Origin of the sequence: Flavobacterium pectinovorum (assembly GCF_006438875.1) — a bacterium.
Classification (GTDB): domain Bacteria; phylum Bacteroidota; class Bacteroidia; order Flavobacteriales; family Flavobacteriaceae; genus Flavobacterium; species Flavobacterium pectinovorum_A.
The window spans coordinates 312,553-330,257 of the sequence record NZ_RCZH01000006.1 but is presented as its reverse complement, the minus strand read 5'-3'; the positions used below and the strand labels follow the sequence as shown (position 1 = coordinate 330,257).

The window sequence follows — 17,705 nt, the reverse complement described above, 5'->3', positions numbered from 1 at the left end:
AGCAAGTTTATTAACCCAAAAAAATTAAACAATGAGAAATTTCAGATTACAAAAAAACATTTTTACGGCATTGCTGTTGGCATTGCTATTTAATTTTAGTTACGGTCAGGGCCCAATACCGTTTACGATAAGTAATGCCTCAACATTTAATGACAACGAATTGTATGTTGCCATTGTGGGGATTGATTATAATACGGGAAATCACGTTTGGGTGGATGCCAAAACGAGTCAGGTTTTACCCATGAGTTCGTCTTATAATACTGTTACAGGGCCTACAATTGGTGGAAATACCGGACCGGGACAAAACTCAAAATATGCCAATTGCTTTACCAAATTGAGTGATATTCCGAACAAAACTTTTACGCTTCCGCAAATTGCAGGCTGCAGGGTTTTTATCGCCAAAGGACAACAATTGTATTTCTACTTTTTTGGTGCAAGTGGCGCTCCTTCAGGATATACGTCACCGAATCCGTTGAATGTTACGGATCCAAATCAGGGAATTTTATATGAAATTATCGAATTGACGAATAATCAATATGGTTTCTTCGGAAATCCTTCAAGAGTAGATTCCTATAAATACCCAATGGGATTGGAATTATTTGGTGCCAATGGATATCAAAAACGAGTAGGAGAATTAAAGAAACATGCTGATATTGTGGCGGCTTTCAAAGCCAATGTACCTGCAGAATTTCAAGGTTGTGTAAATGATGCAACGGGCGAAATTACAGCACCATCAAAAACTCCCGCTTTCGCAGATGGAACAGGAGGAACTTCAGTTGGAGCACAAGCCAATTATTTAAAATCATATATCGACGCCATTTGGAATAAATACAAAAATGAAGATTTAATATTTTATGCCGGAGATGCCGGTGTTTTCAAAGGAAGAGTAAATGGTGAACAACTGGAAATGGTTGGACAATCTGGGGGTTTTGTGGGGCGTACAGGACGCGTTCAAAACAGACCATCGACTCAGGAAGCTCTTGAAGGAAAAGGTGTTCTGGACAGAAGATTGGTCGACGGAGATTTAGATCTTGTAATTCAGGCGCAATTAACCGCGGCGATAAATAGACACGTTGTAAATACTACAACGCCAAATCCGGGACAGCAAAACTGGTACGATGCAACGAAATTTTATCAGGTAAATCCAACGAATCATTATTCTAAATTTTGGCATTTACCGGGAATAAGTGTTGACAATCTGGCTTATGGTTTTGCGTATGATGATGTGGCAGATCAATCGCCATCGCTTCATACTCCGCAACCTACAAAAGTAATTGCCACTTTTGGCGGATATGCCGGAACAGTGCCATCAGTTCCTGCGACTACAGATGTAATTACGGTTTATAAAGATTGCAATTATACCGGATTTTCAGGAGGTTTAACGATTGGAGATTATAATTTGGCACGTTTAAATACTTTAGGAATTTTAAATGACGACGTTTCATCGCTTAAAATCACGCAAGGATTTCAGGCAATTTTATATCAGGATGATAATTTTACAGGAGCTTCAACTGTAATTAATTCTGATAATGCTTGTTTGAATACAACCTGGAATGATAAAGTAACTTCTATCCGAATTCTTGCCAACGGAACTACAACTTTAGGAAATCAAACTTTCTATTTACAAAACAGAAACAGTAATTTATACATGGATGTCTGGGGTGCGAGTTTGTCTAATGGCGCAGCAATTAATCAAGGAGCTTTAAACTCAGGAAACAATCAGAAATTTACGTTTACGCATATAGCTGATGGATTGTACAAAATTATAGCCAATCACAGCGGTCAGTCTTTAGATGTAAACAATTTCAATAAAGCCAATGGTGCTCATGTAGAACAATATCCATACAATGCAACTACTAATCAGCAATTTGTATTGGTTTCTACAGGTGACGGATTTTATAAAATTGTTGCAAGACACAGCGGTAGAATTGTTGAAGTGGCTGGAGCAAGCACAGCTTCTGGCGCAGTTGTACAACAATGGGATAACAACAACCAAACTTGCGGACAATGGAAATTAGTTCCTGCGACAACATCACAAACTTCTGTTTTAATTCAGGCGGAAGATTACTCATCTATGAGCGGAATTCAGGTTGAAGCAACTACAGATACCGGAGGAGGTTCAGATGTTGGTTATACTGAAACTGGAGATTGGTTGGCGTACAACAGCATTAATTTCCCGACTACAGGTTCTTATTTAATCGAATATCGAGTAGCAAGTGCCGTAACTGGAGGTAAATTATCTTCTGATTTAAACGGTGGAACTATTGTTTTAGGAAACGTTGATATTCCGAATACCGGAGGATGGCAAAACTGGCAAACCGTTTCGCAAACCGTAAACGTGAATGCGGGAACGTACAATTTCGGAATCTTTATTCAGAATACAGGAATGAATATCAATTGGATTAAAATTACCAAAGTTGGTGCTGGTTTAACCGCTAAAACAGTAGCTCCGGCAGTTGAAGAAGAGTCGATTAATTCGGCTTTAAATGTATATCCGAGTCCGGTAGAAAACACGCTTTTTGTTACGACAAATGTTACCGGAGAAACTATAAGTATTGTAGATTCTCAAACCGGAAGTATCGTTTCAAAACAGAAAATCACCAACAACAGTATAGATGTTTCGAATTTAAGAAGAGGCGTTTATTTGGTAGTTTTTGAAAAAGACGGCACAAAAACGATTAAGCGTTTTATTAAAAAATAGTTTTAAAAAGAGATTGTAGACTTTAGATTTAAGATTGTAGACTTTAGATTGTAGATTGAAATTGGTACCGATATTATTGATTCCAACTTCCGTTACACAGAAAATCTAAAGTCTGCAATCTAAAATCTACAATCAAAAATCAACAATAAAGTTTCCCCCATTATTTACAAATTTTTATTAATCTATTAAACAATTATTATGAAAAACAATTACAAAAAAATGCCGCTAAAATGGATGATCATTTTAGTTTTGGGAGTTTTCAATTTGTCAATGGCCCAGAAAAAAGTAATAGCGTATATCCCCAATTGGGTTGATCTGAATTCGTTTTCAAGCAGCGTTCAGTACAGCAAATTAACGCATATTAATATTGCTTTCGAAAATCCCGATGCAAACGGATATCTTTCCTGGAATTCAGGAAGTACTACCATTATTAACGCAGCGCACGCACAAAACGTAAAAGTATTTGTTTCCCTAGGTGGAGGCGCAGTATCTGAAGGAGGCGCTATTCGTGATAATTATTTCAATCTTATTACGAGTGGCAACAGAACGGCTTTTATTCAAAAAATATACGATTATGTCGTTGCTCACAACTTTGATGGTGTCGACGTAGATCTTGAAGGTCCGGCAATTAATGGTGATTATGGCGGATTTGTAATTGCTCTTGCAGCTAAATTACATGCAAATGGCAAGTTAATTTCGGCTGCACTTTCAGAAGGATATGGTGGTGCAAATGTACCTTCGTCTACTTTTGCGGCTTATGACTGGATTAATATTATGGCTTATGATGCTACAGGTCCGTGGGCTCCGGGAAGTCCGGGACAACATTCTCCTTATAGTATGGCTGTAAACCAGTTTAATTATTGGACAGGAAGAGGATTACCGGCAAGTAAAGCCATCATTGGACTTCCGTTTTACGGATACGGTTTTGGAGCTTCAGCTAATCAGGGGATTTCTTATGCTAATATCGTAGCGCAATATCCTGGAGCAGAAAATCTGGATCAGGTTGGAAACACGATTTATTATAATGGAATTCCAACGATCAAAGCAAAAACAACTTTTGCAGTTCAAAATGCGGGCGGAGTTATGATTTGGGAATTATCTCAGGATGCCACAGGAGCAAAATCATTATTGACAGCCGTAAATCAGGTTATTACGGGTAGTAATCCTCCAGGAACAGGAACTTTAATTCAAGCAGAAAATTACTCCACAATGAGCGGTGTTCAGACTGAAGCGACAACAGATACCGGAGGAGGATTAAATGTAGGTTACGCAGATGCAAATGATTGGATGGCATATTACAATATCAATTTCCCAACTTCAGGTAATTATGTAATTGAATATAGAGTTGCAAGTGCCGTAAATGGAGCCAGAATATCGTCTGATTTAAATGCAGGAACAATTCAGTTAGGAGCAGTTAATATTCCAAATACCGGAGGATGGCAAAACTGGCAAACGGTATCTCAAACCGTAAATGTGAATGCAGGAACTTATAACTTCGGAATCTTTATACAAGCTTCAGGTGTGAATTTAAACTGGTTCCGAATCACAAAATCTGCAGCAGGATTAGCAGCAAAAACAGCTTCACCGCAAATAGCAGCTCAGGAAGATTTTGCAAGTTTAAATGTGTATCCAAATCCAACGCAAGACACACTTTCCTTTACTACTGAAGTTTCAGGAGCAAATGTAAGTATTATAAATTCTGAAGGAGGTGCTACGGTTTCTTCACAAAAAGTTAATAACAACAGTGTTGATGTTTCGGGTTTAAAATCTGGAATCTATTTGGTTTTAGTAGAAAAAGACGGAATCAAAACGGTTAGACGTTTTATCAAAAAATAAGTTTTTTAAAATCACTATTTCTTCTTTTTAGCGAAAGAAGGAATGTGATTTTTTTATTTCACGTAGATTAAAGAAGTAAAATAATTTTTCTCGCAGATTTGGCAGATTGAGCAGATTTTTATTTCCCGTTTGAGTGTAGCTTGTCATTTCGACGGAGGAGAAATCACACTAGTAATTCGACACAGCTTAACTTTTGTTTGCGGAGTTTCTTATTGTGATTTCTCCTCCGTCGAAATGACAAAAAAAGGAATAAAATCTGCTCAATCTGCCAAATCTGCGAGAAATAAAACACACCGCTATGTGAATTTAAATCAAGTGAAACGCCTTTTTTATTTTAACAAATGTCTATGTTTCTATGTGTTTAAATACATATAACGTATTTAAAAAGTAACCCCAAATCCCTAAATTAAATATGAAAAACAATTACAAGTTTCGATTAAGCCTGCTCGTATTTCTAGCTTTCGGAAGTTTTGCCATTGCACAGACTTCTTTAGGTTCTAGTAAAACATTTCTGAATCACATAAAGAAAGAACTCGTCAATTCTGTAACTTCAAAAAGTACCGAAAGAACAGTTTTGCTTCAGGTAGACAATTCAAAAAACTTTAACGGAAAAATAAATTATAAAGAATCAAATGCTTCAAGTGAATTTTTGATTGGAGAAATCAAGAATGTACCCGAATCTTCTTTTTACATTAAAGTAAAAGATCAATCGCTTGAAGGTCATATCATTTTAAAGAAAACAAAAGAAGCGTACAAATATTATTCAGATGCACAGGGAAACGCTTATGTATCCAAAGTTGATATTAATACATTAGTTTGTATTGATTACAGAAATGTTCCTTCAAACACCAAAACAACCAGTAAAGTTGAAGCTTCTCAAATAGCACCTGCTTTATTGAATTTGCAAAGTTTACCGGGTGCGGCAGGTTGTGTTTTATTAGATTTCGATGGCTATAATATGCCAGCAGGAAATCTTTGGAACAATGGTAATGCCATTAATGCAGCACCATCAGGAATGAGCGATGCCGATGTACAGCAACATTGGGAAGTAGTTTCAGAAGATTACAGACCTTTTAATCTGAATGTAACGACGAGTGAAGCGGTTTTTAATTCGTATCCAAGAAACAGAAGAATGCGTGTGGTGGTAACTCCAACCAATACTGCAGCTCCGGGAGCAGGAGGTGTCGCTTATATTGGTTCCTTCAATTGGGACAATGATGTACCTTGCTGGGTATTTATTACTTCGGGTAAATCTGGTGGAGATGCCTCTGCGCATGAAGTAGGGCATACTTTTGATCTTGGTCATGATGGCCGTACAAATCCCGCAGAAGATTATTTTGTGGGTATCGACGGAACTTCATGGGCGCCAATTATGGGTGCAGGATATTACAGACCAGTTGTGCAATGGAGTAGAGGTGAATACAATTATGCCAACAATACTCAAGATGATGTAGCTTCTATTGCGGGTGCAAAATTTGGAGTAGGATATCGTGGCGATGATTACGGAAATACAACAGCTTCGGCAGCCACTTTAGATTATAACGCCAGCGGAGCCATCAATCAAAAGAATGGTATCATTTCAAGTGAAGCCGATTATGATTTCTTTACGTTTACAACCGGTGGAGGAAATGTTTCTATCAATGCCAATACTGTTGGAAGAGATGGAAATCTGCACCTTTTAATCCGATTGTATAATTCGGCAGGAGCCGAAATGGGAACGTATTGGAACTCTGATCCTTTTGCACTAAATGCTTCTATGAATGTAAATTTGCCAGCCGGTAAATATTTTATAGGTATTGATGGAAACGGAGCTGGAAACGTTGGCTATGGCGGATATTCGGCTTATGGTTCTATCGGAAGTTATTCGGTTACAGGAACGATTCCGCCGGGAGGAAATATCGCTGCTTCAACAGATGTAATTACCGTTTATAAAGATTGTAATTATACCGGATTTTCAGGAGGATTAACTATTGGAGATTATAATATGGCGCGTTTGAATTCGTTAGGAGTTTTAAACGATGATATTTCGTCGCTTAGAATTACTCAGGGATTTCAGGCGATTTTGTACCAGGATGATAATTTTACCGGAGCTTCAACCGTAATTAATTCTGATAATTCTTGTTTGAATACCACGTGGAATGATAAAGTGACTTCTATTAGAATTCTGGCAAATGGAGTTACGACTTTAGGAAATCAAACCTTCTTTTTGCAAAACAGAAACAGCGGTCTAAATATGGACGTTTGGAGTGCCAGTTTATCAAATGGAGCAAATGTAGCACAAGGAACGCCAAACTCAGGAAACAATCAAAAATATACCTTTACACATTTAGGCGATGGTTTGTACAAAATCATAGCCAATCATAGCGGACAATCTCTTGATGTAAATGGTTTCAATACAGCAAATGGCGCCAATGTAGAGCAATATCCGTATAACGGAACAACGAATCAACAGTTTGTTTTGGTTTCTACAGGAGATGGATTTTATAAAATAATCGCCAGACACAGCGGTAGAGTAGTTGAGGTTGCCGGAGCAAGTACTGCAAATGGTGCCAATGTTCAGCAATGGGATAATAACAACCAAACTTGCGGACAATGGAAATTAATCTCGACAACTACAACGCAAACCTCAACATTAATTCAAGCGGAAGATTACTCAGCAATGAGCGGAATTCAGGTTGAAGCAACGACAGACGCAGGCGGAGGTTCGAATGTTGGTTATACCGAAACTGGTGATTGGTTGGCATACAACAGTATTAATTTTCCAACAACAGGTTCTTATACGATTGAATATAGAGTTGCAAGTGGTGTAACAGGCGGAAGATTATCATCTGATTTAAACGGAGGAACTATTCTTTTGGGAAATGTCGACATACCAAATACCGGAGGTTGGCAAAATTGGCAAACGGTGACACAAACCGTAAACGTGAATGCCGGAACCTATAATTTCGGAATTTATATTCAGAACACGGGAATGAATATTAACTGGATCAGAATTACCAGAATTGGCGCTGCAGCAGCAACTTTGCCAGTTATGGAGGAAAAAACAGATTCGTTAGCCTTAAATATTTATCCAAATCCGGTTGAAAATATACTTTTTATTACCACAGATTTAACGGGAGGAAATATAAGTATTGTAGATTCTCAAACAGGAACTATAGTTTCAGGACAGAAAGTCTATAATAACAGCATCGATGTTTCTGGTTTGAACAGAGGTATTTATTTTATTGTTTTGGAGAAAGACGGAATCAAAACGATAAAACGTTTTATAAAGAAATAAATAGTTAGTTATATTTATTTTAACCTTTGTCAAAGTTTTAACCTTTGACAAAGGTTAACTCTCAAAGCTTATATGCGCATTTTTGTCATCCCGAGGAACGAGGGATCTCCGCAAGTAGCTCGACAAAGATTGATAATTTACTTTGTGGAGATTCTTCCTCCGTCAGGATGACAAGATTGTAGCTTTTCTTTATCAAAGTTGAGCACTTTGATAAAAATTTATACTCAAAAATTGTTTGTTAGTTGAAGGCTGTCAGAAATGGCAGCTTTTTTTATACAGATTCCCATTTTCCGTTTTGCTTCGCGATATCGATCAAAAGCTGACCGTGTTCCGTCATTAAACCTTGCTCAATCATTCTTTCAGCACGATCTCTGTTGGGTTGGCTCCATTTACTTTTTTTGGGATTTCTGGGTGTGAAAGTCAGATAATAACTTTCGCCATCCCGTTTTTTACATAAGCTATCAATCCATCCAAAACATAAAGCTTCTTCTGTGGCATCGATAAGATTAATGCTTTCAACTTTACTTTTTTTATGGTATAAAATCAACCAGACCGATTTCTCAATTTGACTGTTTTGCAGGAGCCAATTGCGCCAATCTTTTCTGGTTTGAGCATAAACGGCTATTTTTCCATCTTTTGTTTCCATAAGCTTAGAATTGAAAATGGATATAAATTTAATGAAATTTTACTGGAAAGTTGAGGTGATTTTACAGCAAAGTGCACAAAGGTTTTTTCTCACGTTGCGAGTAGCAAACACAAAGTTCGCAAAGCTGATTATCGACAAAGCTTTGCGAACTTTGTGTTTTTATAAATTCATGCATATAAAAAAACTTTGTGCACTTTGCGGTAAAATTTTAAACTACAATAAACATTATCATTCGATAACAATAGGGTAAAGGTCTTTCCGTATTTAATCCATAAAATTGCAAGTTCTTTTTATGATTGCGCCACTTCATAAATCCCTTTAAAATTTTAACCTAATGAATTTAAAAATTATATTCAGTCCTAAAACCTATCTTATATTTCTATTTTTTCTTTGTTTTTATTCTACTATTTCAGCTCAAAAAACAAAGAATCTTGATGGAACTCAAATTGCTTTTTTATCCGATGTTCATTTGCAGGATTTGTTCGGAACATTTTCAGATAATGATTATAAAGGTATTTTAAATCCGAAAACAGGCAAATATGTTTTGATGAGAACGATGGCTTCTCAGCTGCATTCAACCCGAATCTTCAATGAAAATTACTTTGCTTTTATAGCCGCTTTAGAAGATATCGCCAAGCGAAAGATAAAATACGTCGCACTTCCGGGCGATTATACAGACGATGGTCAGCCAATTCATGTAAAAGGTCTGGAAAAAATCTTAGATCAATATCGAAAAAAATACAATATCGAATTTTTTATCACTACAGGAAATCACGATCCCGTAGGACCTTTTGCACAAGAAGCAGGTAAAGAAGATTTCTTAGGTACTGACGGAAAAAATCAACCTATTTATAGCAAACAAGATTTGTATAAACCAAATTTAAATTTAGAAAATCCTGTCGTTGTAACCGCCGATATTGCAAAAATGGGATATCTGGGAATTACCGACAATCTGAAAGATTTTGGCTTTTATCCAAATAAAAAATACAAATTCTGGGCAACGCCATTTTCTACTTATACGAGTCAGAATTATAGTTTTGAAAAAGCTAATCAGGCGGCTCAATTGTCAAATCGAGTATATAATGTTGCACCGGGTTATGAAGTTCCGGATGTGAGTTATGTCGTAGAACCTGTTGAAGGGCTTTGGTTAATGGCGATTGATGGCAATGTTTATATTCCGAAGAAAAATGATGGAGATCCTAAAGATCCCAAAAACTATTCAGAAGCAAGTACGGGTTATAATAATGTACTTTCGAATAAAAAACATCTGATAAAATGGGTCGAAGATATTTCGGCGCAAGCCAAACAGCAAGGCAAAACCTTAATCGCTTTCAGTCATTTTCCGATGATTGATTTTAATGATGACGCTTCCGCGGAAATAAAAGAGTTACTTGGACCCAATAAATGGCAATTGAACCGTGTTCCGGTCGAAGAAGTAGCGCAGGTTTTTGCCGACGCGGGATTAAAAATTCATTTTGGCGGACATATGCATATCAATGATACAGGAGTTAGAACAACTGCAAAAGGAAATACGTTGGTAAATATTCAGACACCATCATTGGCAGCGTATATTCCGGCGTATAAATTATTGACGATTCAAAAGGATAATCTTGTAGACATTCAAACCATAACAATTGATGCCGTTCCGAGATACAATGAACTTTTTGATTTGTATAAAATGGAATATAAATTTCTGGAAAGTCAAAACACAAAAGACATTTGGAATATCGATATTTTAAAAACTAAAAACTATCATGATTTCACCGATTTTCATTTGAAGGAATTAGTTCGTTTGAGATTCCTAAAAGATGATTGGCCAGAATCTTTCAAGAATTTTATTTTGAAGGTTTCTGCAAGAGATTTGTTCATTTTAGCTAATATTCAATCTGATAAAGATTTTGATTATTGTCTTCAGCATAAAGATGATTTTCAAAAACAATGGATTGAGGCTGAAATTAAAACAGATATGCTTTTACAGCAAAAGAAAATAAAACCTGAAGATTTAAATTGGACAGGTTATGATTTATTGGTTGATTTCTACCGTTTTAGAAGTGCCGATGAACTGGCTTTAGCCGATGTTGGAACAGAAAGAGCCAAGCAATATAAACTATTGTCTCAATTGTTTTTTGAAAACCATAAAGATGATTCCTCTAAAGAAAAACCTTTGCAAAACCAAATGCGATTGTTCCTAATTATCTTCAATAAATTCATGCACGAAGTTCCGGCAGATCATTTTAGTGTTGATTTGAAAACGGGGGAGATTAAAAGTCTTCAGTCTCGGTCTCAGTTTTCAGGTGGGAAAGATTAAGAGTTTGAAATGAGAATTGGCACACGGATGACGCGGATTTAAGCAGATTTATGCTGGTTTTATAATGCATTAATCGCAATATTGTCATTTCGACGGAGTAGACTCGAGCGATAGCGAACAGGCGAAGCAAATCACACACGAAACTCCGTTTCCATAATCGCCAATCTTTGTCGAGCTACTTTATGTGATTTCTCCCTCCGGTCGAAATGACAAAAAAATACGGCTAAAACAAAAAAATCCGCGACAATCCGTTTAAATCCGCGTCATCCGTGTGCCATACATAAGTCCCAATTTTCAGTCTCAGTTTACTAAAAACTGAGACTGAGACTGAAAACTATTTAACGCCATTAACAGGATTAACTCTCACATAACCCCCATTATCATACTTTATCTGATAAGGAGAATTAAAAAAGGTACTTGGCAAATAATAATCTGTGGTGATGATTTGTGCGCCTGATTTTTTGGCTGCTTCGAAGTGTGAATAATCATTTTTGCGGGCTTCTTTAGTGTCAGAATCGGCTCTGGTGCGGATGATGTATCCTTTTTTGACTAAATCTGTAATCTTTGGATCTTCAGAATTACCAATTAATAATGCTGCGGCTTCCGGTTTTCCCGGTTCTGCGCAAATGAAAGCGGCACGTCCTTTTAACGAAGGATGATTTAAGGCATACAGATCTCTTTTGGCTCCGTTATTATCCAAAATAAACAAGAACTTACCTTTTGCTTTTTTCAACGTTGGCCAATTGTTTTTTAAAACTGCTTCTTCAAGGGTTTTGTATTTCCCACGAACCATATCCGGCGTGATTAGTTTATTTCCTAATCCTTTGCGAAGTTCTTTGTCTAAAGCATCAAATAATTCAGAAGTAAATTTCTCCGCTTTTGTACCTAAGAAACTGTCATCATCTTTTGGTTCCAGCGTAATAAAAACGGGAACGTGATTTGGGTTTGCATCAGACCATTTTTTTAATTCGGCAAGAGCGATTTGTAGCGTATAACAAGAAGTTCTGAAATCAATATCGATCATATGAAAAACTTTGAAACCTGGTTTATTCATTTCACCTTTTGGATCATAAGCGGCTTCAGATTTTACAAGATCCAATCCTTTTGGATGTGCATATTTTCCGCCTTTAGAATCAGGCTGAACATCAATTTCTAAATTCCTAAGACCTTTATTTAATTGTTCTGTTAGCGAAATATGCGTGTATTGTAGCCCTTTTAAGGAGCGAGAAGTATCTTTTGCCTGAATAAGATTGTATAAATCTTTTTCGATATTCTGACGATAGCTATTATGCGATCCGATTACTTGAATTTGATTGATTTTTAAAGTGTCATTTTGCGCTTGAATGTTGTGGTGTATTGCGCCGATAAGTAATAATGTAAACAGAATTTGTTTCATGATTTAAAAGTGTAAAATTTCTATTAATACTATGGACGCAGCATTAGAAAATTACCTTTTAGTCAACATGTTGACATAAATATTCTAAATCAGTTTAGAACACGAATTGCACGAATTTGCACAAATTTTAATGCGTTAACCTTGTTTGTGAAATTAATTTCACGAATGAATTAGTGACAATTAGTGCTCCCGAAGCTTCGGGATCGTGTTATTTTATACTTGTATTCAAACGGTATTTTAGAGAGCACTAAATTAGAAGCTGTGTTTGGTTTTTGTGTTATTTAAAGAAAAAGAAATTGCAAGCCAATTGTCATTTTTGCTTTAAAATAGTAGTATTTATACATCAAAATAATTCTTTATTTAATTTAAACATAACCTTCAGGCAAAAAACTTTGGTATAACATTTTATTATTTTACATCACCAAATAGTTCCCAAATAAGTTATGAAAAACCCTGAAATTTTTGAAAAAACGTATAATGAGTACTGGAAAAAGCTCAATGCCTTTTCATATACAATGACTCAGGATAAAGACTTGGCACAGAATATCGTGCAGGATGTTTTTATTGATTTATGGGAAAGAAAAGATGATCTGAATATAAATGCAATCGAACCTTATTTGTTTCGGGCTGTAAAAAATCAGGTTTTTAAACATTATCAAAATAACCGCTTTGATAAGACGATTCTGGAAGATCAATTTGAAGATTACATTATAGATAATTTTGCGACGATTGATCCTGAATTAATGGATTTACTTTATTCCTTATTAGATAAACTTCCGGAGAAAAGAAAAGAAGTTTTATTAATGTATAAATTTCAGGATATGTCGATTGATCAAATTGCGGATGAATTGGGAATTTCCAAACAAACCGTTAAAAATCAAATTTCTTCTGCCTTAAAACAATTACGAGAAGGCTTAAAAGACCTTGCCTGGCTTGCTCCATTCATTATTTTGAATCAAAAGTTTTAAGATAACTTTCTGTTAATGGTTTCATAATATTTCCCGATAGTACGATTTCATGATTCGGGTACTTATAGGTAACAATAACCTGTTGCGTGTGATTAACAATTTTATTTTAAACACATAGAAACATAGATTTTTCTTTAAAAGAGGGAATTTAAAAAACTAGTTTTTACACATAGCTAAACGTGAACTGCTATGATTATTAATGCAAAGTGWAACGCCTTTAATAAGTAAAAAAACTATGTCTCTATGTGTTGAAAGAATTACACCAACAGTGACCAATAAGTATTATGATAAAAAGAATAAAACATAGTTTAGAATATCTTATAGATAAAAGTTCTCGCAATAAAACTTCAATAGCAGAAGAAAATCTATTAAACGATTTCGCTTTTACGCAATATCAACTTTCAAAATGGAATGATGCTTCGATGGGAAATTCAGATGAAGTTTCTCAGGAGATCTACGATAATATACAACTTAGAATAGGGAAAAAGAGAACCTTTGGCCCTTATTTAGAATACATGGCAGCTGCCAGCATTCTTTTTCTTGTTGGTTTGGGATTTTTCTTCCAACCAAATATTGCCTTCGAAAAGCAACTGTCATTTAAAACCTCAGATTCCCCCAAATCTATCGAATTAAGTGATGGCTCGAAAATTTATCTGGCAGCAAATTCATTATTTCAATATCCTGAAAAATTTGAAGGAGACGAAAGAAAGGTTTCGCTATTAAAAGGAAATGCATTTTTTGAAGTTGCCAAAGACAAAAAGCATCCTTTTATCATTTCTTCGGGCGAAATAAAAACGAGAGTTGTGGGAACTTCATTTCACATTCAGTTATCAAAATCAAAATGCGAAGTAATTGTCGTTACCGGAAAAGTAAATGTTTCCTCAAAAGGACAAAGTGTTGATCTGGTTCCAAATGAAGAAGCTTTGTTTGAATCTCAAAAACTGAGCAAACTGATGGCGGATAAAGCATTTTTGGTCAATTGGTACAATACTGATTTAACGCTGAATCAAACTACACTTAAACAGGTTATTACCATTTTACAATATAAATACGGGGTTTCATTTCAATACAATAATGAGCATGTATTAGCAACGCCATTAACGGTGTTCATAAAGAAGGACGCATCATTAGAGAATGTTTTAGAACAAATTAATTATATCACAAACCTAAAATTCAAAGTTTATGGCGAAATAGTAAAAGTGAATTAAAAACAAAAAAGCAGTTGCTGAGAACAACTGCGATTAATAATTAAGTATCGATAAAAAACCAATAACTTAAATCATGTATTTTAAACTTTCCTATTTAAATCTAAAGAGAATTGTCTTTTTAGTACTGGCGTTACTGGCCATTCAAAATGGTTACAGTAAAACTAATCTTCTTAAGAATTCAAAAGTAAAAAATAAAACAGAAAAAGCTACGCTTGTTTCTATTTTTTCAAAACTAAGCAAACAAACCGACTATAAATTTAGTTACGGACAAGCAATTATTACTGATAATACGGTATATACTGTAGATTTTTCAGATGATTCTGTAGCTTTAATTTTAAATGATCTTTCTAAAAAAGCTAATTTCAATTATAACATAAACGGAAAATTAGTTCTAATTCAAAAAACAGAAGCACCTAAAACTATTTCGCGTAAAGCAATAGACAGAGTTAAGGTAAAAGGAAAAATTGTTGACGAAAACAAAGTGCCAATTCCTGGTGCGACTGTTATGGAAACGAATTCGTCAAACGCAACCACTTCTAATTTTGATGGAGAATTTGAAATCACAGTAGGCGAAGGCAAAACAATCGACGTTTCGTACATGGGTTATAAAACCAAAACTGTTGTTGTACAAAGTAGTTTCATGACGATTCAGTTAGAACCAAATACAGCTGAACTAAACGAAGTTTTGGTTGTGGGTTATGGTAAACAAGCTAAAAAAGACGTTACCGGAGCTGTTACACAACTTGAAGCAGCAAATTTTAGACAAGGAGTTACGATTTCGCCGGATAATTTATTGCAGGGAAAAGTAGCCGGAGTTCGTGTTGTAAGTACAAGTGGAGAACCGGGAGCAGGAGTAAATGTTACAATTCGTGGTGTTGGATCCATCAGAAGCGGAAGTACGCCTTTGTTCGTAGTTGATGGTATGCCATTGTCTAATGATGATGTAAGCCCAAGCGGAACTAATGTTGGTTTTGGAAGTTCAACTGCAAAAAATCCGTTAAACTTTTTGAATACAAGTGATATCGAATCGATTACAGTTTTAAAAGACGCTTCTGCATCGGCTATTTATGGAGCAAGAGGGTCTAATGGAGTTGTTTTGGTTACGACTAAAAAAGGTTCTAAAGGTGAAGGAACATTAACTTTTGATTCTTATATGGGAGTTTCGAATGTGGCTCACAAATTGGACGTTTTAAATGCAGGTGAATATAGAAATGCGATAAAAGATAAAGCATTTGATCATGGTGGAAACACAGACTGGCAGGATGTAATTTTTAGATCTGCGATTACTACAAACAACGCTTTGTCTTTTGCTAAACAAACTGAATCAGGGAATTATTATGCATCTGTTGCACAAATGGATCAGGAAGGGATTATTCGTAACAGTAATTTCAAACGTCTTTCTGGTAGAATTAATGCTGCTGAATCGTTTTTGGACAACAAACGTTTAAAGTTAAAAGTGAATCTTACGGCGAGCCAGACTGTAGATGATGGCGTTCCTACAAGTGATGACGGTGGTTCTAACGGACAATTGGTCGTACATACTTTGATGGCCAATCCAACAAGGTCGGTTTTTGATGCAAACGGAAACTACACCAACTTTAATATGAATGCACATTATAATCCTGCTTATTTATTAAGCATTTATGAGGATCAAACAAATACGTTGAGAGTTTTAGGAAATATTGAAGCTTCTTTCAGAATTGTGAACGGATTAGAATATAAATTGAACATTGGTATAGATCGTTCGACTTCTGAAAGAAATACTACTATTTATCCAAACATAACTGATATAAGTAAAATAGGTAAATATGTTCAAAATAATTTGGATTCAAAGAATTCATTAGTCGAGCATTATTTAACCTACAACACCACATTTGGCAAACATAAAATCGAAGCTTTGGGTGGTTTCTCTTATCAAAAATTCGAAAGATCAGGTACAAGTTTTAGTATTGAAGGTATTACTGAAAAAGGGGTTGGCGTAAAACCGGAAATCAATCCCGGATTTAAAGGTATACTTCCTATACTTTCCGGATATGCTCAGGAAAACGAATTGCAGTCTTATTTTGGCAGATTGAATTATACTTTTAATGATAAATACCTTTTAACGGCTTCGATGAGAGCGGATGGTTCGACTCGTTTTGGTGATAATAACAAATACGGTTACTTTCCTTCATTTGCTTTAGGATGGAATATTTCTAAAGAAAGTTTCTTAGAAAATGTAGAGGTTCTAAACAACTTAAAGTTAAGAGCAAGCTGGGGACAAACAGGAAATCAGGAAGTTGAAAATAAAATTACGAAAGCAAGTTATTCTTTATCTGGTGCTGACGGGTATTATTTATATGATGATTTAAATTTAGTAAACGGAGTTTCTGTAGTTAGAACACCAAATCCTGATTTAAAATGGGAGGTTGTAACACAATACAACGCAGGTTTAGATTTTAGTTTATGGAAAGATAAATTGTACGGAACACTTGATTATTTCAACAAAACGACTACAGATGCGATCTTAAATATTCCTTCGCCGCCATTAAGCCCAACACCAACAATTTGGACGAATCTTAGCAATCAGGGTAAAATCATAAACAAAGGTTTTGAGTTTATGTTAGGATCAAAATTAATTGACACCAAGGATTTTAGCTGGAATGTTGATGTGAACGGAGCAACATTAAACAATAAAATTGAAGATTTACCAATTTCAGAAATCTTAACAGGAACTATTTCAGGTCCCGGGCAATCTGGTGTAAATGCTAATATTTATAAAAGTGGTTATGCTGCAGGATCTTTCTACTTGTTGCAACACATAGGATTTGACAGTAAAGGCGGAAACATCTTTAAAGACCAAAACGGTGATGGTAAAATTGATAATAGCGACAGAGTTATTATCGAAGGAGCTTTACCAACTTTTTACTACGGGATTAATAGTGATATGAGATACAAAAACTTTAGTTTTTCATTCTCAATCATTGGTCAGACAGGAGGTTATTTGTTGAATAACACAGGATTAAACGCCTTAAATATCAATAATCTGGCTTCTGACAGAAATGTTGCTACAAATTATTATGAGTCTGGTGCAAACCCAACAAACTCGCCAATATTGTCGACTCTTTTCTTAGAAAAATCTGATTTTATCCGATTAAATACAGCACGTATTGGTTATAATTTCGACTTAAAAGGACTGAACTGGTTAAACGGATTAACACTTTATGTAACTGGAAATAACCTGATTACAATAACACATTACTCAGGATTTGACCCCTTAATTAACAGCCCGAAATCAAACGGAGGAAACCAATCTATAGGTATTGATTATGCGGCTTATCCAACTTCGAGAACGTTCAGTTTTGGAGCAACTTTAAAATTATAAA

General features: G+C 35.5%; 9 protein-coding genes. 7 read left to right on the top strand and 2 right to left on the bottom strand.

The window, feature by feature from the left end:
* The first annotated feature begins 31 nt into the window (after positions 1–31).
* From EAH81_RS11100 to EAH81_RS27830, 3 genes are all read left to right on the top strand, one after another.
* Positions 32–2,701, top strand: a complete 2,670-nt coding sequence (locus EAH81_RS11100) for a beta-1,3-glucanase family protein (protein ID WP_140506938.1) — start codon at positions 32–34, stop codon at positions 2,699–2,701.
* A gap of 198 nt (positions 2,702–2,899) precedes the next feature.
* Positions 2,900–4,537, top strand: a complete 1,638-nt coding sequence (locus EAH81_RS11095; RefSeq protein WP_140506936.1) for a glycosyl hydrolase family 18 protein — start codon at positions 2,900–2,902, stop codon at positions 4,535–4,537.
* 412 nt (positions 4,538–4,949) lie between these two features.
* Positions 4,950–7,814, top strand: coding sequence for an RICIN domain-containing protein (locus tag EAH81_RS27830; RefSeq protein ID WP_241676553.1), 2,865 nt, complete (start codon positions 4,950–4,952; stop codon positions 7,812–7,814).
* Positions 7,815–8,085: 271 nt separating this feature from the next.
* Here the strand turns inward: EAH81_RS27830 and EAH81_RS11085 are convergent, their stop codons facing one another.
* Complete coding sequence (locus EAH81_RS11085; RefSeq protein WP_140506934.1) at positions 8,086–8,460, bottom strand: YdeI/OmpD-associated family protein; 375 nt, start codon at positions 8,458–8,460, stop codon at positions 8,086–8,088.
* A gap of 334 nt (positions 8,461–8,794) precedes the next feature.
* Between EAH81_RS11085 and EAH81_RS11080 the strand changes: the two genes are divergently transcribed.
* Positions 8,795–10,768: a metallophosphoesterase family protein gene (locus tag EAH81_RS11080; protein ID WP_140506932.1), complete on the top strand. Its 1,974-nt coding sequence runs from the start codon at positions 8,795–8,797 to the stop codon at positions 10,766–10,768.
* Between the two features lie 334 nt (positions 10,769–11,102).
* On the opposite strand, the gene EAH81_RS11075 is transcribed toward EAH81_RS11080, so the two are convergent.
* Positions 11,103–12,164 carry a phosphatidylinositol-specific phospholipase C1-like protein gene (locus EAH81_RS11075; RefSeq protein ID WP_140506930.1) on the bottom strand — a complete coding sequence of 354 codons (1,062 nt, stop codon included), beginning with the start codon at positions 12,162–12,164 and terminating at the stop codon, positions 11,103–11,105.
* A gap of 443 nt (positions 12,165–12,607) precedes the next feature.
* On the opposite strand from EAH81_RS11075, the gene EAH81_RS11070 reads away from it, so the two are divergent.
* The 3 genes from EAH81_RS11070 to EAH81_RS11060 all read left to right on the top strand — a co-directional run bounded on the left by EAH81_RS11070 (position 12,608) and on the right by EAH81_RS11060 (position 17,704).
* Entirely contained in the window at positions 12,608–13,132 is a 525-nt protein-coding gene (locus EAH81_RS11070) for an RNA polymerase sigma-70 factor (RefSeq protein WP_140506927.1), read from the top strand.
* A 284-nt stretch (positions 13,133–13,416) separates the two neighbouring features.
* Complete coding sequence (locus tag EAH81_RS11065) at positions 13,417–14,340, top strand: FecR family protein (protein WP_140506925.1); 924 nt, start codon at positions 13,417–13,419, stop codon at positions 14,338–14,340.
* A gap of 73 nt (positions 14,341–14,413) precedes the next feature.
* Entirely contained in the window at positions 14,414–17,704 is a 3,291-nt protein-coding gene (locus tag EAH81_RS11060) for a SusC/RagA family TonB-linked outer membrane protein (RefSeq protein ID WP_140506922.1), read from the top strand.
* Position 17,705 lies beyond the last annotated feature (1 nt).

Coding starts and splice junctions, on each gene's coding strand:
- EAH81_RS11100 (WP_140506938.1), top strand. CDS start 32: ATGAGAAATTTCAGATTACAAAAAAACATTTTTACGGCATTGCTGTTG.
- EAH81_RS11095 (WP_140506936.1), top strand. CDS start 2,900: ATGAAAAACAATTACAAAAAAATGCCGCTAAAATGGATGATCATTTTA.
- EAH81_RS27830 (WP_241676553.1), top strand. CDS start 4,950: ATGAAAAACAATTACAAGTTTCGATTAAGCCTGCTCGTATTTCTAGCT.
- EAH81_RS11085 (WP_140506934.1), bottom strand. CDS start 8,460: ATGGAAACAAAAGATGGAAAAATAGCCGTTTATGCTCAAACCAGAAAA.
- EAH81_RS11080 (WP_140506932.1), top strand. CDS start 8,795: ATGAATTTAAAAATTATATTCAGTCCTAAAACCTATCTTATATTTCTA.
- EAH81_RS11075 (WP_140506930.1), bottom strand. CDS start 12,164: ATGAAACAAATTCTGTTTACATTATTACTTATCGGCGCAATACACCAC.
- EAH81_RS11070 (WP_140506927.1), top strand. CDS start 12,608: ATGAAAAACCCTGAAATTTTTGAAAAAACGTATAATGAGTACTGGAAA.
- EAH81_RS11065 (WP_140506925.1), top strand. CDS start 13,417: ATGATAAAAAGAATAAAACATAGTTTAGAATATCTTATAGATAAAAGT.
- EAH81_RS11060 (WP_140506922.1), top strand. CDS start 14,414: ATGTATTTTAAACTTTCCTATTTAAATCTAAAGAGAATTGTCTTTTTA.